The organism is Nostoc sp. DSM 114160 (assembly GCF_053470305.1).
In genome coordinates, this window is the sequence record NZ_JBPFGO010000001.1 from 1,344,482 (window position 1) to 1,367,653 (window position 23,172).

23 protein-coding genes and 3 pseudogenes are annotated in these 23,172 nt (G+C 42.0%); 12 read left to right on the plus strand and 14 right to left on the minus strand.

All coding sequences use genetic code 11. From position 1 onward, the window contains the following. Positions 1–203: 203 nt before the first annotated feature. A complete protein-coding gene (locus NSTCB13_RS06335) occupies positions 204–395 on the plus strand; it encodes a hypothetical protein (protein WP_448271732.1) in 192 nt (63 codons plus the stop codon). A 187-nt stretch (positions 396–582) separates the two neighbouring features. On the opposite strand, the gene NSTCB13_RS06340 is transcribed toward NSTCB13_RS06335, so the two are convergent. From NSTCB13_RS06340 to NSTCB13_RS06365, 6 genes and pseudogenes are all read right to left on the minus strand, one after another. Beyond that, complete coding sequence (locus NSTCB13_RS06340; protein ID WP_448271733.1) at positions 583–987, minus strand: hypothetical protein; 405 nt, start codon at positions 985–987, stop codon at positions 583–585. A 496-nt stretch (positions 988–1,483) separates the two neighbouring features. Continuing rightward, the gene (hisA, locus tag NSTCB13_RS06345) at positions 1,484–2,257 is read right to left on the minus strand and encodes a 1-(5-phosphoribosyl)-5-[(5-phosphoribosylamino)methylideneamino]imidazole-4-carboxamide isomerase (RefSeq protein ID WP_445628812.1); all 774 of its coding nucleotides are present in this window, start codon (positions 2,255–2,257) and stop codon (positions 1,484–1,486) included. A gap of 48 nt (positions 2,258–2,305) precedes the next feature. Beyond that, positions 2,306–2,605 (minus strand): DUF3593 domain-containing protein, encoded by a 300-nt coding sequence (locus tag NSTCB13_RS06350; protein WP_099099640.1) that lies wholly within the window; start codon positions 2,603–2,605, stop codon positions 2,306–2,308. Next, the gene (locus NSTCB13_RS06355) at positions 2,602–2,937 is read right to left on the minus strand and encodes a DUF2499 domain-containing protein (RefSeq protein ID WP_445628813.1); all 336 of its coding nucleotides are present in this window, start codon (positions 2,935–2,937) and stop codon (positions 2,602–2,604) included. The genes NSTCB13_RS06350 and NSTCB13_RS06355 overlap by 4 nt, the downstream gene beginning before the upstream one ends. Before the next feature lie 246 nt (positions 2,938–3,183). Beyond that, positions 3,184–4,183: pseudogene (locus NSTCB13_RS06360) on the minus strand (glycosyltransferase family 2 protein). Positions 4,184–4,291: 108 nt separating this feature from the next. After that, a complete protein-coding gene (locus NSTCB13_RS06365; protein ID WP_448271734.1) occupies positions 4,292–5,002 on the minus strand; it encodes a TVP38/TMEM64 family protein in 711 nt (236 codons plus the stop codon). Between the two features lie 467 nt (positions 5,003–5,469). On the opposite strand from NSTCB13_RS06365, the gene csaB reads away from it, so the two are divergent. Further along, positions 5,470–6,513, plus strand: a complete 1,044-nt coding sequence (csaB, locus tag NSTCB13_RS06370) for a polysaccharide pyruvyl transferase CsaB (RefSeq protein WP_448270382.1) — start codon at positions 5,470–5,472, stop codon at positions 6,511–6,513. Between the two features lie 537 nt (positions 6,514–7,050). Then, the gene (locus tag NSTCB13_RS06375; protein ID WP_448273140.1) at positions 7,051–8,529 is read left to right on the plus strand and encodes a glycosyltransferase family 87 protein; all 1,479 of its coding nucleotides are present in this window, start codon (positions 7,051–7,053) and stop codon (positions 8,527–8,529) included. Between the two features lie 121 nt (positions 8,530–8,650). Here NSTCB13_RS06375 and pgeF read toward each other — a convergent pair. Next, positions 8,651–9,437 (minus strand): annotated as a pseudogene (gene pgeF / locus NSTCB13_RS06380) (peptidoglycan editing factor PgeF). 77 nt (positions 9,438–9,514) lie between these two features. On the opposite strand from pgeF, the gene NSTCB13_RS06385 reads away from it, so the two are divergent. Continuing rightward, positions 9,515–10,333 carry a biotin--[acetyl-CoA-carboxylase] ligase gene (locus tag NSTCB13_RS06385; RefSeq protein ID WP_445628822.1) on the plus strand — a complete coding sequence of 273 codons (819 nt, stop codon included), beginning with the start codon at positions 9,515–9,517 and terminating at the stop codon, positions 10,331–10,333. Positions 10,334–10,529: 196 nt separating this feature from the next. Beyond that, the gene (locus NSTCB13_RS06390; RefSeq protein WP_448271735.1) at positions 10,530–12,104 is read left to right on the plus strand and encodes a M23 family metallopeptidase; all 1,575 of its coding nucleotides are present in this window, start codon (positions 10,530–10,532) and stop codon (positions 12,102–12,104) included. A gap of 92 nt (positions 12,105–12,196) precedes the next feature. Here the strand turns inward: NSTCB13_RS06390 and NSTCB13_RS06395 are convergent, their stop codons facing one another. Continuing rightward, positions 12,197–12,877 carry a riboflavin synthase gene (locus NSTCB13_RS06395; RefSeq protein ID WP_448271736.1) on the minus strand — a complete coding sequence of 227 codons (681 nt, stop codon included), beginning with the start codon at positions 12,875–12,877 and terminating at the stop codon, positions 12,197–12,199. 365 nt (positions 12,878–13,242) lie between these two features. Between NSTCB13_RS06395 and NSTCB13_RS06400 the strand changes: the two genes are divergently transcribed. Both NSTCB13_RS06400 and NSTCB13_RS06405 read left to right on the plus strand, forming a co-directional pair. Beyond that, on the plus strand, positions 13,243–13,740 hold the full coding sequence (locus NSTCB13_RS06400; protein ID WP_190730096.1) for a bifunctional nuclease family protein: 498 nt from the start codon (positions 13,243–13,245) through the stop codon (positions 13,738–13,740). A 162-nt stretch (positions 13,741–13,902) separates the two neighbouring features. Further along, positions 13,903–15,034 (plus strand): annotated as a pseudogene (locus NSTCB13_RS06405) (aldo/keto reductase). A gap of 195 nt (positions 15,035–15,229) precedes the next feature. Here the strand turns inward: NSTCB13_RS06405 and NSTCB13_RS06410 are convergent. Together NSTCB13_RS06410 and NSTCB13_RS06415 are read right to left on the minus strand one after the other, a co-directional pair. Next, positions 15,230–15,652, minus strand: coding sequence for an aspartyl protease family protein (locus NSTCB13_RS06410; RefSeq protein WP_448269066.1), 423 nt, complete (start codon positions 15,650–15,652; stop codon positions 15,230–15,232). Further along, positions 15,645–15,863 carry a hypothetical protein gene (locus tag NSTCB13_RS06415; RefSeq protein ID WP_094342777.1) on the minus strand — a complete coding sequence of 73 codons (219 nt, stop codon included), beginning with the start codon at positions 15,861–15,863 and terminating at the stop codon, positions 15,645–15,647. Before NSTCB13_RS06415 ends, NSTCB13_RS06410 begins: the two co-directional genes overlap by 8 nt. A gap of 77 nt (positions 15,864–15,940) precedes the next feature. Here NSTCB13_RS06415 and NSTCB13_RS06420 point away from each other — a divergent pair, with 77 nt between their 5' ends. The 3 genes from NSTCB13_RS06420 (at position 15,941) to NSTCB13_RS06430 (ending at position 19,064) form a co-directional block, all read left to right on the plus strand. Next, positions 15,941–16,111 carry a hypothetical protein gene (locus NSTCB13_RS06420; protein WP_448271737.1) on the plus strand — a complete coding sequence of 57 codons (171 nt, stop codon included), beginning with the start codon at positions 15,941–15,943 and terminating at the stop codon, positions 16,109–16,111. Positions 16,112–16,453: 342 nt separating this feature from the next. Further along, complete coding sequence (locus NSTCB13_RS06425) at positions 16,454–18,262, plus strand: ABC transporter ATP-binding protein (protein ID WP_448273141.1); 1,809 nt, start codon at positions 16,454–16,456, stop codon at positions 18,260–18,262. Positions 18,263–18,446: 184 nt separating this feature from the next. Beyond that, the gene (locus NSTCB13_RS06430; protein ID WP_448271739.1) at positions 18,447–19,064 is read left to right on the plus strand and encodes a Uma2 family endonuclease; all 618 of its coding nucleotides are present in this window, start codon (positions 18,447–18,449) and stop codon (positions 19,062–19,064) included. A 28-nt stretch (positions 19,065–19,092) separates the two neighbouring features. On the opposite strand, the gene NSTCB13_RS06435 is transcribed toward NSTCB13_RS06430, so the two are convergent. The 3 genes from NSTCB13_RS06435 to NSTCB13_RS06445 all read right to left on the minus strand — a co-directional run bounded on the left by NSTCB13_RS06435 (position 19,093) and on the right by NSTCB13_RS06445 (position 20,518). Next, a complete protein-coding gene (locus NSTCB13_RS06435) occupies positions 19,093–19,323 on the minus strand; it encodes a type II toxin-antitoxin system HicB family antitoxin (RefSeq protein WP_448271740.1) in 231 nt (76 codons plus the stop codon). After that, entirely contained in the window at positions 19,323–19,535 is a 213-nt protein-coding gene (locus NSTCB13_RS06440; RefSeq protein WP_448271741.1) for a type II toxin-antitoxin system HicA family toxin, read from the minus strand. The genes NSTCB13_RS06435 and NSTCB13_RS06440 overlap by 1 nt, the downstream gene beginning before the upstream one ends. A 104-nt stretch (positions 19,536–19,639) precedes the next feature. After that, on the minus strand, positions 19,640–20,518 hold the full coding sequence (locus NSTCB13_RS06445) for a LysR family transcriptional regulator (RefSeq protein WP_448271742.1): 879 nt from the start codon (positions 20,516–20,518) through the stop codon (positions 19,640–19,642). Between the two features lie 385 nt (positions 20,519–20,903). Between NSTCB13_RS06445 and NSTCB13_RS06450 the strand changes: the two genes are divergently transcribed. Both NSTCB13_RS06450 and NSTCB13_RS06455 read left to right on the plus strand, forming a co-directional pair. Beyond that, on the plus strand, positions 20,904–21,461 hold the full coding sequence (locus NSTCB13_RS06450; protein ID WP_292774879.1) for a hypothetical protein: 558 nt from the start codon (positions 20,904–20,906) through the stop codon (positions 21,459–21,461). A 78-nt stretch (positions 21,462–21,539) separates the two neighbouring features. Then, a complete protein-coding gene (locus NSTCB13_RS06455) occupies positions 21,540–22,184 on the plus strand; it encodes a DUF3318 domain-containing protein (protein WP_292729213.1) in 645 nt (214 codons plus the stop codon). Between the two features lie 143 nt (positions 22,185–22,327). Here the strand turns inward: NSTCB13_RS06455 and NSTCB13_RS06460 are convergent, their stop codons facing one another. Next, the gene (locus NSTCB13_RS06460; protein WP_448271743.1) at positions 22,328–23,125 is read right to left on the minus strand and encodes a 7-carboxy-7-deazaguanine synthase QueE; all 798 of its coding nucleotides are present in this window, start codon (positions 23,123–23,125) and stop codon (positions 22,328–22,330) included. Positions 23,126–23,172: the final 47 nt, after the last annotated feature.

Here is a 23,172-nt window from a genome sequence, read left to right on the forward strand (position 1 = left end):
CTTTGACTAGCTTGCCACCACTGATAACTAGCTGGGATGCGTGAGGCTAATCTACACTGGAATAAGAGAATGTGTGTTTAACTGACTTAGATATCAAAACCTGGGGAGTTTTGTCATACCTTCTCGGTGTTGCTTATGAGGTGATTACCTCGTGTGGTAAAACTTAAGTTAAATTCTGTCAGTTACTAACGGAGTTGATGGGAATGAGTACCTTAATTTTTATTGTCTTGATAGGAGTTTACGGAGGCGGCGCTTGGAAATTTTGGAATGGGTTTGGACGGACTAATTTTAATCCAACTTTGACAAATCGGATTGGTTTATCTTTGCTATGGCCAGCTTTGTTTATTACAAATCAGTCTTATCGTCGAAACTTTAGAAAGGCGTTGAAGGGCTAGAGATTACTATTAAACCTAACGTCATCCTATCCTGACGGTGGTATATATCTCAAATAAACCTAACCTACAACCTCGCTCCCCTATTAGGGAAGCGAGGTTTAGGTTTGCTCCCTTTACAAAGGAGAGCAATTAGGGAGGGGTAAGTTTGTTAACCGTTGGAAAATATTTTAGCTGATGAATTTACCAATTATTTACCATTGGTTAATAGATGGATTGCTCCACCAACAGCTGCACCATCAACAGCATTGCCAAGGGTATCTCTTTTATCGCCAGTAATTACACCAGTCAATGCACTAGCCCCTGCACCGACTCCGACATCTTGAGCTGCGTTCCGGTGGCGGCGATTGCGAGTATTTCTCAGACCATTTGCACCATTGACGGCTGCACCAGTGACACCACCTTTAACAGCATTCCCTAATACACTGCCATTTCCCCTAACAGCTCCGGTTACAACGTTGGTAACAGCTCCGATACCTGCATCTCTTAATACTTGGTCATCAGCAGCAGCCGGTTTGGCGGGAACTAAGGTTACACCAGCTAAACTTGCAGCCATGAGGCTGGGTAAAAGTGCGCGTTTTAGGATTTTATTCATTGTGTTACCTTCTCAAAACATCAAACAATTTTCTAAAAACCAAAGTTACTAGAGTCTGATAAAATTTGAATTTTTTATCTGAATCACAGCAACTATATTGTTTGAGAACATATTCATTATTGCATTTGCAAAGTCATAACTACATCTACTGAAAGCATTAATATAAATTCAGTCCAGAGAAGGCCTTACTGATTTTTTAAATCATACAAGGGATTACATCTTGACAAAATCGATCAAATATGGAGTGTAGATTTTTCCCATTAACAAGGGATTTGTAATCAGAAATAATGTAGTGTTTACCTTATCTATCTAAAGATAGTTGTCAAAATAATTAAACTAATACCAACTCAATTAATGATTGCAATACATTCTTGGCTAAAGACGCGATGAATCGCGTCTCTACAAGATGGGTCTATTTGTCGCATCCTTGATTATCTATCCCACCAGCGCAACCAGGGTAATTCTAAATTTTGATAGCGAACTTGCCAAGAAAATGTCAAGCAAAGGTAGAAAAACCGAGATTGGGTGGAATATCCTGAATTCGCCCAGGCCCGATCGCTCGTAATGCTTCTTTGAGTAAAATATCCCCAGTATACAAGGCACGTCCGACTATTACGCCAGTCACGCCTTGAGGTTCTAACGCCAACAAACTCAACAAGTCGGTGACAGAACTTACCCCGCCAGAAGCAATTATCGGGATGGAAATTGCTGCTGCAAGTTCTCGCAAAGCTTCTAAATTTGGCCCTGTCAGTGTACCATCGCGGTGGATATCTGTGTAAATTATGGCGGCTGCGCCTAATTCTTGCATTTGTACAGCCAGTTGAGTTGCTAAAACTTCTGAGGTTTCTAACCAGCCGCGAGTTGCTACTTTGCCGTTACGGGCATCAATACCGATAATAATCTGTTCGGGAAATTCTTGGCAAAGTTCTTGGACTAACTGGGGTTGTTCTACGGCAATGGTTCCGAGAATTGCCCACTGTATGCCTAGATTAAATACTTGTCGTACACTGGTGCGATCGCGCAATCCTCCACCAATTTCAATGGGTACTGACACTGCTTGAGCGATCGCTTCAATTGCCCCCAGATTTACTACTTTACCTGCTTTAGCACCATCTAAATCAACTATATGCAATCTAGTAGCACCTTGCTCTACCCACTGTTTGGCAACATCAGCAGGATTTTCGCTAAAAACTTGCGAGCGATCGTAGTCTCCCTGATACAGTCGCACACAATGACCTTCTAGTAAATCAATCGCTGGAATTACGTCCATTTAACTCTTCCTCATTGCAATCAAAACGCTATCTATAGCTGAAATTTACTATTTTTCATTTTTCATTTGTAATTGCCTTACAGCTTGCCCAAAACCTAGCACAAGCAAGATGTTAGAAAGCGTCAAAAATAGTTCTGCACTACCGTGCAACCAATCCACATTGGCTAAAGACTCGCCATAATGCAATACAGCATAAATCCCCGCCGGGATGGTAATGGCAACAAAAACGAGAGTGCCGTAAAATCCATACAACGCTAAACGCGGCATTTGCGGACTGCGGCTGATAAACCACAAGAAACCCAAATAGGGAAACAGTGAAAGTGCAAACAGGGTTTCTTTAGAAATCATTGCTCTGATTTGATAGGTTTTGGTTCAACAGTGTTGACAGATTTGGTAGAACGCCAAATCACAAACGCCGCCGCCCAAAGTGTAAAATTACCAACTAAAGTCATGGTAGCTTGAAGCGTTACCAGCCATTCCAGAGATTCGGCGTTGTCGAAATAATGCCAGGTACAAGCACACATAGCGCTGACTAAAGCTGGTAACATCGCCAGGGATAATCCCCACCAGCTGCGGTTATTAGTCAGTTCGCCGTAAGTCCAGATTAACCAAATGGCGACAATCCACTCAATAACGCTAGAAACATGAATAATCCAGGTAGGAATCGAAAGGGCGTGCATAAGAAAGTTAGGAGTTGGGAGTTAGGGATTTGGAGTGGAGAGTAGCACTGTCAAGCTGATATATATTGAATTTTATATTTGTTTAAACAAACCTTGATTATGCAACGCCAAATAAAGATTCTTATCAATACTTGTCGGGTTTTGCGGGAAAGGGACTCATGTTAAAAGGGAAAAAACCTTATATATCGAGCCTTATACTCCTTTTCCCCTTACCCTTTTCCCCTTAACCGAGCAGTATTGAGATTCTTATTTATAAGCGTCTTCTAAATTATCCAGTTTGTCAGAATTGCTCGTTGAGTTGAAGGATTTGCGCTCAAAACCACCTACTTCTGCCAAAGTATATAGGGGCCTGGCTTTAACTTCTTCGTAGATGCGCCCTATATATTCACCTAAGATGCCAACACTGACTAACTGCACAGAGCCGAGAAAGAAAATTGCCATCAAAATAATCGTAAACCCAGTTAAAGGCGAATGAGGGACAAAAAGACGCCAATACAAGACTAATAAAGCCATGAAGATGGCCACCGCCGCTGCTACTAAGCCTAAGTAGGTTGATAACCGCAGTGGCACTATTGAAAAAGACACTAGACCATTGATAGCAAGGACTAAGGATTTGCTAAAAGTGTATTTAACTTCCCCGGCAAAGCGGGGATTGCGCTCGAACCGAACTGCTGTTTGCTGAAACCCAACCCAAGAACGCAAACCACGAATATAGCGGTTACGTTCTGGCATAGAATTGAGAATATCTACAATTTGCCGATCCATTAGACAAAAATCACCAGTATCAGTAGGAATCTCTACATCTGCAAGCTTCTTAAGGACTCGATAAAAACAGTAGGCAGTAAAACGCTTAAACCATCCTTCTTTAAGGCGTTGAGTGCGTTGAGCGTAGACGACTTGATAACCTTGTCGCCATTTTTCAACCATGTCGGGGATTAGTTCTGGTGGGTCTTGTAAGTCTGCATCAAGGATGACAATAGCTTGACCTCGGACAAAATTAAGACCAGCAGTTACGGCAATTTGATGACCAAAGTTACGAGCAAAGCTCAGATAGCAAATGCGCGGGTCTTTTTGATGGAGGGTCTCGTAGTAATTGTAGGGAGCGATCGCGGCTACCATCATTGATTAAAATTAATTCGACAAGCCCATCCATCCGATTCATGACTGCACTCAGTCTGCGGTATAGTTCTGGAATAATTTCTTCTTCGTTATAAATTGGAACAATGAATGAATACTTTGGTAGCATCTAAAAATATTGTTTAATTTTTTTTACAACTAAGATAACAAGCTGCTTGCGATCGTAAAGGTTTGCTTCACAGTATACCTAGCAAGACTCAAGTCTCATTCTCATACTTTATTTATTCTTCGGATTTATGTTATCTGAAGAGTCTGATTTTTTCAGGCTTTCTACAGCTTTTTTGGCAAAAGTTCGACGATGGCGATACCAAGTAGACCCTGCTACCAGTGTTCCAGTTAAACCTAATGCAAGTATTAGCGGCAAAAAATCGCCCGTATTCACTGCCTTCAGACCAGAACTACCTAGTAGTACAAAAGGTAAGACACTAGGAACAGTACCAAGTGTTGTACCGAGAACATAATCTTTAAAGCTAATCGAAGTCAGTCCCGCGACAAAGTTGACCAAGCCATAGGGCATGATTGGTACTAATCGGATGGCAAACATATAAAAAAGCCCTCCACGACGCACCTCAGCATCCATAGCTTGCCAGCGTCCTGCTAGTCGTTTTGCAACTGCTTTGCGTCCAATAGTTCGAGTAAAAACGAAGGCAATTATTGCCGCAATGACTGCTCCAACACTAGTCCAGACAGTACCCAGCCAAGGGCCAAAAATGGCACCTCCAGTCAAATTTAGTACCGTTGAGGGCAAAACTAACATGGTTGCCACAACGTATAAAGTAATATAAATAATAGGTGCCCAGATACCAGAAGATTTCAGCAAAGCTTGAATTTGTACTGGTTCAATGCCACCAAGAAGATATACGGTTATACCAGTTGCAATTATGCAACTCAGCGTCAGTAGCAAAATACCAGTTTTCAAGTTCCACATTAGAACTCTACTCCTACTTTTTGTGTAACAAAACCCATCTTTTGAAAATTTAAATCCTTGTAGAGACGCGAAATTTCGAGTTTCTACAAGGATTTTTCACTAGATGTCTATTGTATTAGCTAGTTTTAAAGAGAAGCGACGTAACTTTTATCCCAGTATCGAAGTATCCAAGCACAGACTAGAAAACCGCAAGGTAACAAGACTTTTGTCGATCAAACCGGAAGTGAACACTTCGGAGTCGAAAAAATGTAAGTAATTATAGCGCCTGCTATCCTGCTTAGGACAAGTCTGCTATGGATAACTGTGACAGTAGTTCTTTGACGATTTGCCAATGAATGTCCTCAGTTGTTTGACCGCTGCTATAGAACTTGGGAATGAGTTTACCATCTATATGGGGGACAGAGATTCATTTCACAATAGCTATTAATCAATCCAAAATCTAAAATTCAAAATCCAAAATGGTCAAGATGCGGGCATTATTGTCTGGGTATTACGGTAAAGGTAATGGTGGTGACGAAGCTTTATTGGCAACGCTTTTGCAAATGTTACCATCTCACGTAACGCCTGTGGTGCTTTCTGGTAATCCAGAGGAAACCCGCGATCGCTACAATGTAGAAACCTACGATCGCATGGCTCCTTTGGCTGTACTACAAGCTTTACGCTCAAGTGATGCCTTAATTTGGGGCGGCGGGAGTCTTATTCAAGATGTCACCAGTACTATCAGCCCATTTTATTATGGGGGACTGATGGCATTGGCGCAGAAAATGGGTTTGAAAACTGTTGCTTGGGCGCAGGGTATTGGCCCTTTGGTGCGTCCGCAAACTCGTTGGTTGGCAAAGCAAACCTTTAGTAAGTGTACCAAAGTTAGTGTCCGCGATCGCGCCAGTGCGGCTTTATTATCTGATTGGCAAATTCCTTATATAATAGCTCCTGATCCGGTTTGGGCGTTGGAATCTCAACCAGTACCAGGACTTTGGGATTTACCTGCGCCGAGAGTTGCGGTAACGTTGCGATCGCATCCCCAACTTACAGAAACACGTCTGGCAAACTTAACTCGCGCTTTGGTTGACTTTCAAAAAGCTACGCAGGCTTTTATTTTACTACTACCGTTTCAAAAAAGTGAAGATTTAAGTATTGCCGAAGCTATTCAACCACATCTTAAAAATGTTAGCAAAATTTTGTGTCTGGAAGATCCGCAACTTTTAAAAGGTGTGTTTCGCGGTGTCGAGATGGCAATTGGGATGCGTTTGCACAGTTTAATTATGGCTGCTGCTGAGGGTTGTCGTTGTTTTGCTCTTAGTTATGACCCCAAGGTAAATCGCCTGATGGAAGATTTAGAAATGCCTGGATGGGATTTAGCGAGTTTACCCGATGACCCCAATTTGATTGGTCTGACTTGGATGGAGCATTACGCCAATGGCGATCCTTTATCATCAGAGAAAATCCAATCTTTAGTAGATGGGGCATTATTGCACCGCGAGTTATTAAGCCACGTTTTATTTAATAAATAAGATTAAACAATTTAAAGCGAAGAAAATGTAAAACTTCTAGAACTAGCCTTTTCAAGGTGACTTGTAAAATATCTTTTTTTATCTCTATGCTATGTCAGTTGCTATCTTGCGGGAACGCTAATAGCGCGAACAGGCTGGGTAACTAACTGCAAGGGCGCACTCACTCCTCTCTGGTTAAAAGTAACTGAACTAACCCCTACATACGCAGACAGCACCGATAAAAGAGATTAAAAAGGATTTTTCAAGTAATATTTTTACCCCCTTGAAAGGGTTAACTTCTATAACTTATAAATTGTTCAAAATCATCATGTCGTGTAGCGATGTAAATACATATTTTCCTGTTTTTATTGTTTTTTGGCGGGAAGAAATTTTAAAAGCTTTATGAAGTGTTTGTAAAAATATCTTAGTCTTAATTGTACATAGAGTAATTGTAAAAACTTTATGAAGTAGTTATAAAAATATCTTAGTCTTAATTGTACATATTTGCTTTAGCGATATTATTTACTAAATGCAAAAATAATGATTGAAATAATTCTAATGAGAAGCTTTGGCTTTTGGAACTTAATTATACTAATTTTAGTTGCTTTAGTTCTCAACAATAATTGGCGATTAGATGAAGAAAAGGCAGCCTGGAAAAATTCTTTATTTTTAAAATCTTCAGTCATCCAACGGCTAATAAAATTTTTTCGTCAACCAATTGTTAACTTTTTCATCCAAGGATGTGTTGTATTAGTTGTTACGAGATTTCTCTGTTATACAGGCTGGCTAATTGATTTCCTAAACCAGCCAAATGCACCTTTATGGGATTTTCACTGGTACTATGTAGCGAGTAAATTGGCTCATCAGCATTTGAGTCCGTTTAATGTTGAGATTTTTAACCAAAATTTCTGTACCATAACTACGGTGTGTGGATCTCTTCCACCGTTTGTCTATCCACCTAATATTATTCCTCTCATCTGGTTTCTCGGTTATTTTTCAATGAATACTGCATTTAAAATTTCAATTTTAATGCATATATTAGCAATCGGTTTGGCCTTATGGGGAGCGAATATATTGCTAGAGTCAAAGTCACTAGCTCTAAGAACTATTTGCACAATTTCGGTTGCCTTGATTTATGGCGTAGTTCGCGATCTTCAAGTTGGTAATATTGCAATTTTTATTGCGGTTCTGACCTTATGGATGTTTATCTTGGCTAGAAAAAATCAGGATATTCCAGCAGGAATTTGCTTGGGAATTGCCCTTTGTAAGCCAACATTAGCTGCATTATTCATTCTTTATTTTCTACTTAAAAGACGCTTCTCTCTAGTTTTTGTATCTGTTTTCACAGTAACGGCTCTAGCATTTTTAGGTTTAGCCTTGACAGGTAATTCTTTGACACAATTCGTGTCCGATTCATCTCGTGGATTTTCTCTCTGGCAAAATGATCCCGCAGTTAGCCCTTATATATCAATCAGTCGTCTCGATTTGATGGTTGTGGGCCCAAGATTAGTTCCCAATAACCCATTCTTTGCCAAGCTTTTGTCAAACTTAATTGTTTTGATACTTCTTGGTTTGGCGGGTTGGTATTGGTATTTACAACAATCTGTCACCAACTGGTCAAAAAAAATATATTTAGTAGAAATGGTACTAGTTTCTTGCTTGAGTATTGGCATCAATTATTCGCAGGAAACTAGTTCTGTAATGTTAATACCTGCTGTTGTTTTTTTGCTAAATGATTTCCTGTATCAGATCAGGTATTGTAAATTCTCTAGGATAAAAATGTCTGTTTGGTTCGTAGGGGTTTGCTGTATTGCAGTGCAAACAGCAGTTGTTCATGGCTGGCTCATCCACTCGCTAGCAAATCATTGGAACGTAAAAGCAGGACAATTGCCATACATTATGAAAGTAACTATCTTCGCCCTACCGAGTTATGCGGTTTTAGGAATTACACTGAGTATTTTACTTTTAGCAATTAGTTCCCTTCCTCAAAAACAAATGATGAAATTTGAACCTTTTAATGGAGTATCAAATTTATAGTTTGTAGTTTGTCTAGTTAGTTTTAAGGGTTTTTAGTCAGGACTTTAGTGCTTAGAAAATAAGCATTAAAGTCCTTACTACTAACTTGCTTATCCCTTAATTCAAAAAAGCTGACAGGCTACTAGTGACTCCTTTGGCTGCTGACAATCCCTGACCACTGTACTTTTTTCTCTTTTTCGCGGCGGTAAGAAAAGAAATGCTCTGGAGTTTGGAAAGTACAATAAGGTGCGATCGCAATTTGTTCTGCACTAATTCCCATATTTTCCAGTTGTAAGGTATTTACTCGCCGCACATCTAAGCGTACCTTTCCTGGATCGGGGTCTTTCAGTAAGGGTGAATTTGGTAGTTCATGCAATGCAGTTATAATTTTTTCTTCGTCATTATGTGATATAATACTAGTCCCAATTTCCGCAGCCACTTCAATCGAGACTTGGTAAACCTCACCAGCGATCGCTGGGCCCATCGCAATCCGTAAATCATCAAGTTTGCTGCCTTGAGATTGTAATCTAGCGATCGCCAAGGGCACAATCTTTTTAGCAGTCCCCCGCCAGCCTGCGTGTAATGCTGCTACTTGTCCAGTTCGCACATCCCCAATCAACACGGGTGTGCAATCTGCGCTAGCGACCCCAAACCGCTTGTCTTGGCTGTTCGCTGATTAAACCATCTGCCGAGGCGAAATCCTCTTGTGCAGAACTTAAGAAGCTTTCAACTTCTTGGGGGGTGAGAACAGTATTGCCATGAACCTGCTTTAAGCGATAGACTGATGCCTCTGGTTGCAATACTTCTGTGATAACTTGTGGCGATCGCGGCCAAAACTGGTGGGTAAAGAAGCCGTGATGCCAACGTTCCAGAATACTACAAGTTAGATAGGGGAGTCCTTCCCAATTGCGCCAGTGCCAAGTGTGCATCTTCAACCAAACCTAAACAGAAATCACTCATCAGCCAATCAATGCTAACTTGAACAACGGAATTTGGGTAAACTGCTGTGGGATTTAATCTGCAAAACTTGGAAGCAGCCTTGCTAGCAGGGCGTAAGCATACATATTTACCATTTTCTCTTCACTTTTTTGAAAGCGTCTCTTCAACCAACCAAACCCTCTGGAACTTACTCAACCAAGGGGCTATTTCAGGAACAGTAGTAATCGCAACAGTGCAATCTGCTGGGCGGGGACAATGGGGCCGCCAGTGGATTTCTCCGGCTGGGGGATTATATGTTTCCGTGGCAATTTCTTTCGACCACAAAATAGAAGCTACTGACAGCTATCAGCTAACTTTTGCCACTGCTTGGGGAATTGCGTCGCAATTGCGTCAACACGGTATAGATGTTGGGATAAAATGGCCTAACGATTTAGTTTTAAATGGTCGCAAACTAGGCGGCATTTTGACAGAAACCAAAGTAAACAAAGGACAAATCACCCAAGCAGTAATTGGTGTTGGTATTAACTGGACAAACCCAGTACCAGAAACTGGAATCAATCTGGAATCGTGGCAAGCTTCCCAAGATAGCAGACCAATTTCTTGTCTGGAAATGTTAACCTCTAGAGTCTTGCTAGGAATAGAATCCGGTATGGAGTGCCTTGAACAAGAAGGAGTAAATATACTCTTGTCTCGCTATTTAGAATTGTTTACAAACATAGGCGATCGGGTGTACGTCAATAATCTTTCAGGTACAGTAGTTGGGGTGACTCTTCAAGGAAATTTACGAGTTGATTTAGAAACACATGATACAAAGGAATTAATTTCACCGGAAATTTATATTGAACCCGGTACAATCAGTTTGGGGTACCATAAATCTTCCGTTTAAATTTGAGGTTTGTTCAAAATTTCGCTCTCGGGGCAAGACAAACCACTAGCACCGCAAGGCGGAATTAAAAATTCAAAATTCAAAATTTAAAATGAATACAGCGTAAGCGTTTCGTTGATTTTGAATGGGTGGTTTATTTACGCCGTGCTGTACTAGCATCATCTCTTTAGGCAATTACACACAACTGAGAGAACAAATGACGCAGCGCAATAATTCTGCCGATCGTGGTTTGCATTACTTATGGCAGCAAGGTCTAACAAAAAAACGTTTTGCCTCAACGCTACCAGCTCAGAGCCTCTGTTGGCTGAGTAGCGTTAGCCTCCTTAGCGGTGGCTTCGTATTTGCCCAAACGGAAGCACAAATAGACAACATCGTTCCTACTGTTGAAAGTTCTCAACCAACAACCGTTACAAATCCAGTTAAAGCCTCGACTTTCAAAAAACAGGCTGCTGCGCCGGAAACCCCTCAAGCGCAACCGGAATTTTCCCAACGGCGAGCTAGACTTAGACAGAGACTAGGCAGGCCAGAGGTTGCTCAATCAAAAGAGCCAGTTAGGCAGTCTACACCCAAAATCGAAGTAGCTGAACCTGTTGTAATTATCAGACAGTCAAAGCCCAAAGTAGAAGCCTCCCAGGTTACTCCTGTAAGGGTGAGACAGGAAAAACCCAACACCCCTGCCCGCTATGCACCTGAAAAACTTCCAGTAGTTGCTCAACCATCAAATAACTCTAACAGCCCTGTCAGTGCAACGGCACAAAAAATCAAGGATTATAATAACGCTTATATCGATCCTAATAGTTATGACAGTGGTGCAACAGCTACTTATCAAGCACCAAACTCTGTAATTGTTACAGAACGCTCTAGTGGTTGTCGAGCCATTTTGCCATCAGGGCAAAGTGTATTAGGCGGCGTTTGTGCCAAAGTACCCCAAAAAAGTGTAGCTGATTCTAATGGTAAATCAGCACCTAATTGGCTCAGAAGAAGTCAAAACGCCCAATTACCAGTAGTTCCACCCGTGCGGCCAATTGCAACTACTGGCAATACTAGTAGATGGCGCGCTGCTCAAAGTGGTTCTAGCGGTGTCGTCACCAAGAGCGCATTTCGCCCGAATCGGTTTATCCCAACTCCTGCTGAATTCAGTCCTACCAGAGTGAGTGCAGCTCCGATTGCACCAAGTGGTGGGACTTTACCGCCACCAATGGCAGATGGTAACATTGCACCCCGCCCCAGCAACGTAGCTTACGACTTCTCACTGGCATCAGTATTGCCGCAAATCCCCTACATGGGGAGAGTCGCCTATAGTGGTACGGGAATGATGTATCCCCTATCTATTCCCGCTCCCATTACTTCTTTGTTTGGTTGGCGAATTCATCCAATCACAGGTACTCAACGGTTCCATGCTGGTACAGACTTGGGTGCGCCTACAGGAACACCAGTTTTGGCTGCTGCTGCGGGTCAAGTGGAAACTGCTAATTGGGTGGGTGGTTATGGTTTAACTGTTATCCTAAATCACAAATCTGCTGAACAAACTCTCTACGGTCACATGTCAGAAATCCTTGTTCAACCCGGTCAGTGGGTACAGCCTGGAACTGTCATCGGGCGAGTTGGCAGCACTGGGAACTCCACAGGCCCTCACCTGCACTTTGAAGTTCGTCACCTGACACAAGATGGGTGGGTTGCTTCTGACCCAGGCGTGGAATTACAAAGTGCCCTCAGTCAGTTAGTGCGGGGTTTGCAAACCGCTCAGGTAAGCCAGGAACCAGGCAGTTAGAAGAAAGTTAGGAGTGAGGAGTGAAGAGTTATGAATTTAAAACTCCAAACTCCTAACTCCAAACTCCTAACTCCTAACCCTAACTTTTTTAATTACAAATACCCGTGTTCTGCTAAGAATGCGGGTGTAATGCCATCTATACTATTGTCATCATTAGCTCTGGCGTGGGGGTTGCCAGAAGAAAGGAATTTTTCGACGTATTTGCCGAGAATATCCCCTTCTAGATTCACCAAACTGCCAGAAACCAAGTAGCGAAGATTTGTCTCGCTGTATGTCAGGGGAATTACCGCTACTTTGAATTGGGAGAGTTCTGGCTCATAAGCGGCGACTGTGAGACTGATGCCATTGACGGCAATGCTACCTTTGGGGACAATGTACCGGGCGATCGCCTCGGAAGCAATAAAGGTCATTTCCCAAGAACTAGCCGTTTGTTCCGCTACTAGCAATCGACCGATGCCGTCTACATGACCCATCACAAAATGACCGCCGACTTTGCTACCTACCTTGAGCGACGCTTCTAAATTCACATATCTCTGTTGGGTTTGCTCACCTCCCAACGTCGTGCGGCGTAGAGTTTCTGGTGAAGCCGTGGCAATAAACCCGTCTTTTAAAACTTGTTCCACTGTCAGGCAAACACCATCTACAGCAACACTGTCGCCATAAGCCAAATCTTGCATAATTACTTCACCCGACTGGCTTACACAAGTAATTTGCCAAGAATCGCCCCCCAAGGGTTCCATCGTTCCTAATGCCTGGATTAATCCTGTAAACACGGCTTTTTTGTCAAACTAACTCTATTTATTGCCTAATTTGGCCGGAAATCAATTGGTAATTGTCACAGAAATCTCCAACATCCAAGTATATTTTCTGACTTTTTTTCGCATAGTTTTTTCGCATAGTTTTTCGCATAGGAATATTAACACATTAGCATCCTTCACAGGGCATACTTGGGTAAGAAGGTTATTGTCTAAGAAGACCAATTTGACTTACTCTGGTTTTCACCACAAGTTCGGAGTTTAATAGAAGCAATTATAGAGAACGAATGCTTATGTTTATTACTGTCACCAAACCGCCTAAAAATGGGTGCTATTTATTACACGGCATCCAAGACTCTCAAAGCATTGTAGAGGCTTAGGCAATGATTGAAATGAAAGTCGCTGGCATAGCATTAGATGCCATAACCCGCAGCCCGATCGTCCTTTTGAAAGATTCTTCAGATCGGCGGGCTTTGCCAATTTACATTGGTCAGGAACAGGCTAGGGCAATTATGGGCGCACTGGAGAATCAGAAGCCTCCCAGACCCTTAACTCACGACCTGATTGTGAATATTCTAGAGACTTGGAATATGACTCTAGAAAAGGTGATTATTCATTCCCTGCAAAAGGATACATTTTATGCAGCTTTAATTGTCCAGCAAGGCGAAGTCAAAAAAGAAATTGACGCGCGTCCTAGCGATGCGATCGCTATTGCCCTCCGTACAAATACTCCCATTTGGGTAATGGAAGAAGTCATTGCCGATGCTTCTATCCCTGTCGATCGCGATGCAGATGAAGCCGAACAGCAAGCCTTCCGTGAATTTATTTCTAATCTCCGTCCTGAAGATTTGATCAAGCGCTTTGGTAATGACGACAGCTAAATTAAAGTTATGAGTTATGAGTTATGAGTTAGTAGTTAGGAGTTATGAGTTATTTTGCTTCAACTCCTAACTTGTAAGCAAAAAAAGTTAGGAGTTAAGAGTTATGATTTATTTCCTTCAACTCCTAACTTATAACTCCTAACTCCTAACTCTTTGTTAAAAATGCAATACCGACGCTTTGGAAAAACGAATCTGCGCCTCTCGGTTTTTTCCTTGGGAACAATGCGCTACTTGGCTGATTTTGAAAATGCTCACCAGACCCATCGAACAAGCCTTAGCGCTAGGAATTAATCATCTAGAAACTGCCCGAGGTTATGGCAAAAGCGAGGAGTATCTTGGTAGAGCGCTAAAAGCTGGGTTGTCAGTACCCCGAACTAGGCTTTATGTCACTACCAAAATCTCAGCCACAGCAGATGCTGACACCATGCGTCGGTGCATCGACGAATCCCTAGAACGATTACAACTAGATTATTTAGATTGCTTAGGTGTTCATGGTTTGAATACGTGGCAACATTTGGAATGGGTGCAAGCCAAAAATGGCTGTATGCAAGCAGTAGAGGAAGCTATTGCTGATGGTCGAGTGCGACACGTCGGTTTTTCCACCCACGGGTCATTAGAGGTAATTCAGGCTGCAATAAATACAGATTTATTTGAATTTGTCAATCTGCATTATTACTATTTTTTTCAACGGCACGCACTAGCGATTCAACTAGCTGCCGAAAAGGATATGGGCATTTTCATTATTTCCCCTGCTGATAAGGGAGGACGTCTCTACACGCCACCTCAAACCTTAAAAGACCTGTGTTACCCGTATTCACCCTTAGAACTAAGTTATCGATTTTTACTTTCAGATCGCCGTATTACTACTTTGAGTATAGGGCCAGCTAACCCAGGTGAATTAAGAGAACCTTTGCAAATTGCTGACCATGATGGAGAGTTAACATCAGCAGAAATTTCCACTTTCCAGCAGTTAGAAAATCACCAAAAACTTACTTTGGAAACTGATAATTGTAGCCAGTGTTATGCTTGTTTACCTTGTCCAGAAAATATTAATATTCCAGAGGTGTTACGGTTACGTAATCTCGCTGTGGCATACGACATGAAAGACTATGGCCAATATCGTTACGGAATGTTTGAAAATGCCGGTCACTGGTTCCCTGGAATGAAAGGCAACCGTTGTACAGAATGTGGTGACTGTTTGCCTCGCTGTCCAGCAAAATTAGATATTCCAGCTTTGTTGGAAGATACTCATCAAAGATTAAATGGGAAAGTAGGTAGGAGATTGTGGAGCTGACACTCTCCGGTCTAAAGACTTACTGTGTACACACAAGTCGGAAAACCTCATGCACATTGGCTTGAATCTGGTAGGGTGCGTTATGGATATTAGTCCTAATGCACCGAAAATCAGAGACTCTGTACAGTCGGTGTGCAACGAGATTGTTAGACCGTACCTCAGCAATCGCTGCCAACTGACGCTCCTATCTTCATTTTATCCAACCTCTTTGGGACGAACTTCAAATTCAGAACGCGCGCGGAAGAAACAAACATCAAACTCAAAGAAGAAATTAGCTTGCCCCAAGATTAAAGGCACATTGGGTGTTTGTGTCCAAGCAAATGCAAGATTAATGGTGGGGAATGAACTGACTTGAGCATCAACAACGACTGCACGAGCTTCAAATCGAGCCAAGTTCCCTGTCAATAGAACTGAGAGAGTTTCATCCTCCCAAATTAAGCCCAGTTGTAAACCCAACTCATAGGGCAAAACATTAACGCTTGCACCTGTATCCAATAAACCTTCAGTGTTCAGAGATTGACCATTAAGACTGAGCGTCAAAGGTATGTATGGCATTTGATCAACCATGCCAAGGCTACTATCAATGATTTTGTAGGGAAATTTTTGAGTGTCAACCATTCTTCTCTTGCTGCTTTGTCGCCAGAAGATTCATCAAGACATTAGCAGCCTCAGAACAATTGTACGGCGACCAGACTGGATACTCCCGGTTCGCAACAAAAAAGTTTGCATCTTCTTCCTTGACCAGTTCTGTGGCAAGGAACTGCATTAGCCGAAGCTTGTCAATTTTTGGAAGTTCTTGGATTTGTGACATGAGTTCAGCTAATGGCATTTGAGAATCTCCTCGTCTGAGGGCTGGTGAAAGGAAGCGATCGCCCTCTCATTTTAGCCTCGCGATTGCATCCACGGTTGCAGCTTATAGTGCAATCTGGCTTCTGGTTAATACTGCCAGAGAAAAGTCATGCTGGGTTTCCTGTTGTCAACCCAGCCTACGACGATAGGCGATCGCCCTACTTTGACCTGTACAATTGCACCCTCTGGAGCTATATGTATAACAGCTATTTGAAAGCCTTTGTGTAAAAGTCAGTTTTCCATATAATTTTTTTCTAAATCCTAATATATCAAGCATTACAGCTACCTTCTTTCTGGGTAAAGCTGTTCGTAGTCCGCTTGATTAGAACTACTGGCATATATATATTGCATGAATTTTGAACACCTAAAATGGTACAAAGTTAACACCCTAGTGCGTTAGCCCACGGCATAACACACCCTACAAAACTAGTTTTTAGGTTTTAACTTCGGGGTTTTCAGCGAACATTCTTAGAAAAATGTAAAATTAATAAAGATTTAATAGAGTTAGGAAGATCCGCCCAAGCTGGGGTATCTCGCGGCAAGAAAGATGAAGATTAAAAAAAAAGAAATATCCTGCGCCAATCACTGACGGTTTTCCGCTACAGTGGACGAGCTGTAAGCTTGGTATGGACTACTAGCCGATCGCTTACTATTTTTCTGGCTAGTTTAACAATAGTTGCTGGTCTTTTACCGGCGGCGATATCTTACATTAGTAAGTTAATTGTTGATGCAGTGGTATTTGCATCTCAAGCTAATACACAAAGCGATGGTTTTGTCAATATTTACCCCTCGCTATTTTATGTAGGATTAGAAGCGATCGCTGTAATTTTACTAGCAGGCAGTCAGCGAGGAATCACTATTTGTCAGTCGTTATTGCGGGCGCTAATGGGTCAGCGAGTAAATGTACTCATCTTAGAAAAGGCGCTGACACTGGATCTTAGGCAATTTGAAGACTCAGAATTTTATGACAAATTGACCAATGCCCGACGAGAAGCATCGGTTCGTCCCCTTTCCCTAGTAAACCGCACCTTTGGATTGGTGCAAAATGCCCTTTCCCTAATTACTTACGGTATTTTGCTAGTAAATTTCTCAGTTTGGGCAGTGGTGGTACTGGTTTTAGCAGCTATGCCTGTATTTATTGCCGAAACAAAATTTGCTGGAGAAGCCTTTCGCTTGTTTAGTTGGCGTGCGCCAGAAACCCGTCAACAAAACTACTTAGAAAATCTGCTAGCAAGAGAAGATTTTGTCACAGAAGTTAAACTCTACCAGTTGGGAGAGATGCTGCTAGGACGTTATCGCAGCCTATTCGATCAACTATATGGCGAAGACCGCGATTTAACTCTGCGACGAGGACTTTGGGGATATCTCTTGAGTTTAGTGAGTACTGGTGCTTTTTACTTAGCTTATGCTTGGATTGTGCTGGAAACAGTGCTAGGTAAGATTTCTTTGGGAGATATGACAATGTATCTCACCGTGTTTCGCCAAGGACAGTCTACTTTCTCCAATGCCCTCACTTCTATTGGAGGGATGTATGAAGACAACCTATATCTATCAAATCTCTACGATTTTTTAGAAGAAGAAGTACCAAAATCTTGGGGTAAGGCAACCATTGGTTTAAATTCCCAAGATGGTATCCGTTTTGAGAATGTCTCATTTACTTATCCGGGAAGTTCCAAGCCAGCATTGAGAAACATTTCGCTGCACTTAAAACCCAGAGAAAAACTGGCAATTGTGGGTGAAAACGGTTCCGGTAAGACTACCTTAATCAAATTACTTACCCGACTCTACACACCAGACTCCGGGCGAATTTTTTTAGATGGCTTGGATTTGCAGGAATGGGATGTGGATGTGTTGCGGCGTCGCGTTGGTGTGATTTTTCAGAACTTTGTCCGCTACCAGTTCACTGTGGGAGAGAATATTGGCGTAGGCGATGTGGAACATCTCGAAAATAAAACACAGTGGAAAACTGCTGCCCGAAAAGGTATGGCCCAATCTTTTATTGACCAATTACCTCAAAGCTTTCAGACTCAACTTGGTCGTTGGTTTAAAGGAGGACAAGAACTTTCTGGAGGACAGTGGCAGAAGATTGCTTTGTCTCGTGCTTTTATGCGATCGCAAGCAGATATCTTGGTGTTAGATGAACCAACATCAGCAATAGATGCTCAAGCTGAGTTTGAAATTTTCAATCATTTTCGCGCGATTACTCAAAATCAGATGGTACTTTTGATTTCCCATCGCTTCTCTACGGTACGCATGGCTGACAAAATTCTAGTTATAGAAAACGGCGAAGTTATAGAACAGGGAACTCACGAAGATTTGTTAAAGCTAGGAGGACGTTACGCCAAATTGTTTCTGTTACAAGCCGCTGGTTATCAATAGGAAAAGAAGTTAAAAGACTATGTGAATTGAGATAGCGATGCCTACGGCGGGCTGCGCCTACGCTCACCTTGTAGAAAGCACATAAAACCTCTATCTAACCTGTTAACCAGTTCGGTCAACATGGATAAAATATCTTTAGTGCCTAGACACTCCGTATCGTTAAACATTGCTACCCGATAAAATTATGCAAATAACAAAACAGCGATACTATACGCCAGAGGAATATTTAGAGTTAGAAGAAGCTGCTGACTACAAAAGTGAATACATTGACGGGCAAATAATTCCTATGGCGGGTGGAACAGTAAATCACAATCAAATAGCACTTAACTTAAGTACTGAGTTGAATTTTGCTTTTAAAAAGCAGAATTACCGCGTTTTCATGGGTGATGTTCGTCTGTGGATATTCCAAAAGCGTACCTACACCTATCCAGACGTGATGATTCTGGCGGGTGAACCGGAGTATTTCAACAACCGAAAGGATATAATTGTCAACCCACAGGTCATTGTGGAGGTTTTATCAAAATCTACCAAAGGCTACGATCGCGAGGATAAATTTCAGGCTTATCGAACTATTTCTACCTTTCAAGAATATCTATTAATTGACCAAACTCGGATTCATGTAGATCAATTTTCCAAAACTGGGAAAAAACAATGGACGCTTCGTGAATATGATGAAGAAGATGAAGCGATCGCACTTGTAACCGTACCATTTGAAATTTCTTTACAAGATTTATACGACAAGGTAAACTTTGAGCCTGTTGAGTCGGAAGGTGAAAGTGCTGATGTTGAGCAATTGAAGTAAAGTGCGATGCCCTGTATCTTAAAAATATTTAAGCCACTTTTAACGGTTTTTGAGGAAAAGTAATTGGCTCTGGCAAAGGTTTTCCTTGCTCTTTATACCATTCAATCATAGACTCAATTACCTCTTGCCCATGTTTAGCGGCTTCTTCATAAGTCTTGCCATGAGTGTGGAATTGCTGCCAAGGGAATTCAGGTAAGTGTACTAGGTAGCAATTATCTTCATCTGACCATTGAATTACCATACTATAGCGATCATTCATTACTCTTCCTCTATTTCTCCTAGTTGCTTCAAAACACGATTGACTTGCTTTTCCAAATATCGGGGTGCATCGTCTCCATCTTTTCCAGCAATGGTAACTGGTTCATCAGGTATCAATGGGTGAGTCCAGAAGGTATGACTACCTTTTGCAGGACAATAGGCAAACCCAGCCTTCAACAAAATTGCTTTTAACTCTTTAATTTTTTTGGGCATCTACCCTAAATTTAAATAACTATATTATTATCTTTTTGGTACATAAATACTATATAAATAACTCAAATTTTTATTAAATATTTTTGAGGTCAAACTTGTCTCTATCAGATACTCTTGACAACTTGTATAAATTCCCTTAGTACAGGTGTCATATCTTCTTCTCGCCACACTATAGCCGTTTCTACTAATGGTGTTTTCTCCTCTAGAGTACGATAAACTACACCAGTTCTCTGAAGATTTTGCAATGAAGACGGTGCGATCGCAATCCCCATTCCTGCTGAAATCAATCCGATAATCGTCTGCATCTGAATCGCTTCTTGCGTCACTTTTGGGCTGAAGTTTCCTTGCTGACAAAGACTTACGATTTGGTCGTAAAGTCCGGGCCCCAAATGGCGAGGGAACATGATAAAGTTTTCGTTTACTAGCGATCGCACTGAAATCTTTTCTTGTTCAGCTAAGGGATGAGTTTCTGCTAAAGCTACAATTAAAGCTTCTTGCTGAATGCACTCTTGATTGAGTGTGTTGTCTTCTAAGGGTGGATGGGCAAAACCTACATGAATGCGGCGCTCTTGTAACGCTTGCTCTTGCTGAGTTGTGGTTAATTCTTGCAATACCAACTCTACTTCTGGAAACTGTTCTTGGAATCGCCGCAAAATGACAGGAAGCAAATCATAAGTTGCCAAACTGGTAAACCCAATTCGCAGTAGTCCCTTTTCACCTCTTCCCGTTTTTTGGGTTAGCTCAATTCCTTTTTGGAGTTGAGCTAAAAGTTGATAAGCTTCTTGCAAAAAAACTTGTCCTGCTTCTGTTAGTTGCACCTGTCGTTTGGTTTTACGGTGAAACAGTTCTACCCCCAATTGCGCCTCTAATTGCTGAATTTGCTGACTTAAGGGCGGTTGAGCAATGTGCAGTCGCTCGGCGGCTCTACTGAAGTGTAGTTCTTCAGCGACAGCAATAAAGTAGCGCAGATGTCGCAGTTCCATTTTTTTGATATTTCATAAGTTTCAATTTTCTATTTGCTTACGAATCCTGCCACTATGCTTGCTCTAGCAAAACATTCATTCAACTTATAAAAAATTAAAATTTAAGAGAGTTAGGACTATATCCTTGACTGGCTAACATTTGAAAAACAGTAATGATTGTTTCTTTAAGAATCAGCAAGAGTCATTCAAAAAATATCATTCTTCATAGGGCCGACCGAACGTCTATTTTTATTATCTTCAATGCCCCATACCCCATAACCCATCCCCAATACCTTAATTGCATACTTTTATGCGATCGGAAGTATCCACACCAACCCAAACAACTACCCCTAGCAGGTTAAACTAGGTCTGGTAACAACTGCTCCACGTTCCTTATGAGGCTTTTATGGGAGCTAACCTCAAACAGATTGCCAACTATTTAGACAACCTTGGTTGGGACTACCGTTTTGATGATGAAGAAGACCGAATTATAACAGGTGTGGAGGCTGATAATTTAGAAGATTTCCTAATAGTTGTCCAACTGGATGAAGAAGGAAAATTTTTTCGGGTATTTGCCCCTCAAGTTCTGGGAGGTATCCAAGACCATCCTCACAAGGCAGCTATCCTCCAAACAATGCTGGCCATTTCTTGGGAAACCAAAATGTTGCAATGGGAGTATGACCCATCCGATGGTGAAATTCGTGCCATTATTGAGTTTCCTTTAGAGGACTCGATTCTTACAGAAAAACAATTTCACCGTTGTCTGAGTGGATTAATTCAGATTGTGGATGGCATAGCAATACCTCGCTTGACAGAAGTGATGGCAACAGGCCTCGATCCGGGGAATATAGAACTTGGGGAAAGACTATTACTCAGTATCCAAGAAGAAGCTCCAGGATTGTTAGATCTACTAGAAAAAGCAATGGAAGCCCGAAAAAAGCGAGGAAGTTTTCCTAGTGAGTGAGACGGATCGTTACTTAAATAGCTATACTCCAAAGTGATACCCTCACTATATACTGAAATTTTCTGGGGCTGGATATTTATGACATCCTATGCAACCTCCTCTGCCAAAGCGGAAATGAGCGAACTCCGGCGGTTGAAAGCCTTACTACCACCAGAACTGCAAAGCTGGGTCACGGTAGAAGGCACAACTGAGGTCAATCCACCCCTGGTTCGCTGCGAAGAAATTGGTAAAGACCAGGTAGAAATTCAAATTGATTTGGTGAAATGGGATGCCCTCGCAATGGATCAGCGTAATCTGCTGTTCTGGCATGAGGTTGCTCGCGTTCAAAATGATACAATTCCTAAAGATGGTTGGGAAATGGCAGCACTAGCTATCGGTTTAGGTGGTGCTGTCGGGGAATTGTGGGTACAAGATGGATTGCTGCTGGTGTTAGCTTTGTCGCTTTGTGGCGTGTCAGGCTGGCGACTGTACCAAAAGAATAATGGGGAAAAGCAACTAAGAGAATTGCTCAATGCTGATGAGAAAGCGATCGCTTTAGCAACTCGTTTTGGTTATAGCCTCCCCAATGCCTACAAGAGTCTCGGTAGCGCCTTGAAAACCCTGATTGATAATACTCCTAGTAAGCGCCAACGGTCGAGATACGAAGCAAGGCTCTCTGCCCTCAAACGCAGTGCCAATAAGGCAAAAGCTAAATCCAAAGCTCCAGATGAGGGCGCACTATAGCAACTTCTATTTGAAATGGCATAAATCAGCCCTGCTGCTAGTAATTGGGCTGCTGCCTTCCTAATTCATAAGAGGCAACAGCCCAATTACCATTTCATAAAATCTTACTTTTTTCTTGACTACATCTTTATCAAACTAAAATTTTACAACTGGTTCAGCATTTTATGTGTCTGGGGGATCACGCGCACGTGCTTAAGAAACCCTTTCATCAAAGCTTGCCACATCAAAACTCGATCGCCAGAAGGCGCAAGTACAGGTACTGGAGAAAATTGTTCTGATACTGCCAAAGGCGTAACAGGTTGTAAAAATACTGAGATATCTGGACTGACCTCTGCGACCAACGAAGCTGAACGTTCCAACTCGGCGGGATCTGTGTCTTGAGACACAATTATCTTGACAAAAACATTTAAATATGATTCATGACATAACTGGAGAAATTTACTATGTTCTTGCCAATGACTTTCGCCGCTAACACTGGGCAATTTGAAATCCATACCTACAGAGTCTAAGTAGGGGAGAATCATTGCTAGTTGTTCTGGGCGATGTCCGCCGGTTTCTAAGTATATAGGTAGACCAGTTATGGCTCGCACTTGGGGTAGAAACTGCGTTAAAAATGAGGCATGAAGAAGTGGTTCGCCGCCAGTTAAGCTAATGCTATCGTGTAGACAAGGTAGATTTTGCTGTTCCACCCATTCGAGTAATATGGGTAATGGGACAGGATTAGAGTGAATTTCAAAGTCGCGCAATCCAGGCGATCGCTCTATCCGACAAGTTGTAGGTGCACTCCAAGTGTGGGCACTATCACAAAAGTGACAGCGCAAATCACACAAAGCAAAACGAATAAATATCTGACGTGTCCCTACATTCAGTCCTTCCCCTTGAATGGCAGAAAAGACCTCAATCAGGCGTGCGGTAGGTGTAACCGTATTTTTAGCAATCATTTGATGAGAGCAACGCGATCGCGCTGCGTCGGCACAACAGCAAGGAT

Bases quoted from the DNA above. Each gene is read 5' to 3' on its own strand.
- NSTCB13_RS06390 (WP_448271735.1), top strand. From the start codon at position 10,530: ATGACGCAGCGCAATAATTCTGCCGATCGTGGTTTGCATTACTTATGG.
- NSTCB13_RS06335 (WP_448271732.1), top strand. From the start codon at position 204: ATGAGTACCTTAATTTTTATTGTCTTGATAGGAGTTTACGGAGGCGGC.
- NSTCB13_RS06410 (WP_448269066.1), bottom strand. From the start codon at position 15,652: ATGGTTGACACTCAAAAATTTCCCTACAAAATCATTGATAGTAGCCTT.
- NSTCB13_RS06445 (WP_448271742.1), bottom strand. From the start codon at position 20,518: ATGGAACTGCGACATCTGCGCTACTTTATTGCTGTCGCTGAAGAACTA.
- csaB (WP_448270382.1), top strand. From the start codon at position 5,470: ATGCGGGCATTATTGTCTGGGTATTACGGTAAAGGTAATGGTGGTGAC.
- NSTCB13_RS06450 (WP_292774879.1), top strand. From the start codon at position 20,904: ATGGGAGCTAACCTCAAACAGATTGCCAACTATTTAGACAACCTTGGT.
- NSTCB13_RS06415 (WP_094342777.1), bottom strand. From the start codon at position 15,863: ATGCCATTAGCTGAACTCATGTCACAAATCCAAGAACTTCCAAAAATT.
- NSTCB13_RS06430 (WP_448271739.1), top strand. From the start codon at position 18,447: ATGCAAATAACAAAACAGCGATACTATACGCCAGAGGAATATTTAGAG.
- NSTCB13_RS06355 (WP_445628813.1), bottom strand. From the start codon at position 2,937: ATGCACGCCCTTTCGATTCCTACCTGGATTATTCATGTTTCTAGCGTT.
- NSTCB13_RS06350 (WP_099099640.1), bottom strand. From the start codon at position 2,605: ATGATTTCTAAAGAAACCCTGTTTGCACTTTCACTGTTTCCCTATTTG.
- NSTCB13_RS06435 (WP_448271740.1), bottom strand. From the start codon at position 19,323: ATGAATGATCGCTATAGTATGGTAATTCAATGGTCAGATGAAGATAAT.
- NSTCB13_RS06340 (WP_448271733.1), bottom strand. From the start codon at position 987: ATGAATAAAATCCTAAAACGCGCACTTTTACCCAGCCTCATGGCTGCA.
- NSTCB13_RS06365 (WP_448271734.1), bottom strand. From the start codon at position 5,002: ATGTGGAACTTGAAAACTGGTATTTTGCTACTGACGCTGAGTTGCATA.
- NSTCB13_RS06375 (WP_448273140.1), top strand. From the start codon at position 7,051: ATGAGAAGCTTTGGCTTTTGGAACTTAATTATACTAATTTTAGTTGCT.
- NSTCB13_RS06400 (WP_190730096.1), top strand. From the start codon at position 13,243: ATGATTGAAATGAAAGTCGCTGGCATAGCATTAGATGCCATAACCCGC.
- NSTCB13_RS06440 (WP_448271741.1), bottom strand. From the start codon at position 19,535: ATGCCCAAAAAAATTAAAGAGTTAAAAGCAATTTTGTTGAAGGCTGGG.
- NSTCB13_RS06455 (WP_292729213.1), top strand. From the start codon at position 21,540: ATGACATCCTATGCAACCTCCTCTGCCAAAGCGGAAATGAGCGAACTC.
- hisA (WP_445628812.1), bottom strand. From the start codon at position 2,257: ATGGACGTAATTCCAGCGATTGATTTACTAGAAGGTCATTGTGTGCGA.
- NSTCB13_RS06460 (WP_448271743.1), bottom strand. From the start codon at position 23,125: ATGATTGCTAAAAATACGGTTACACCTACCGCACGCCTGATTGAGGTC.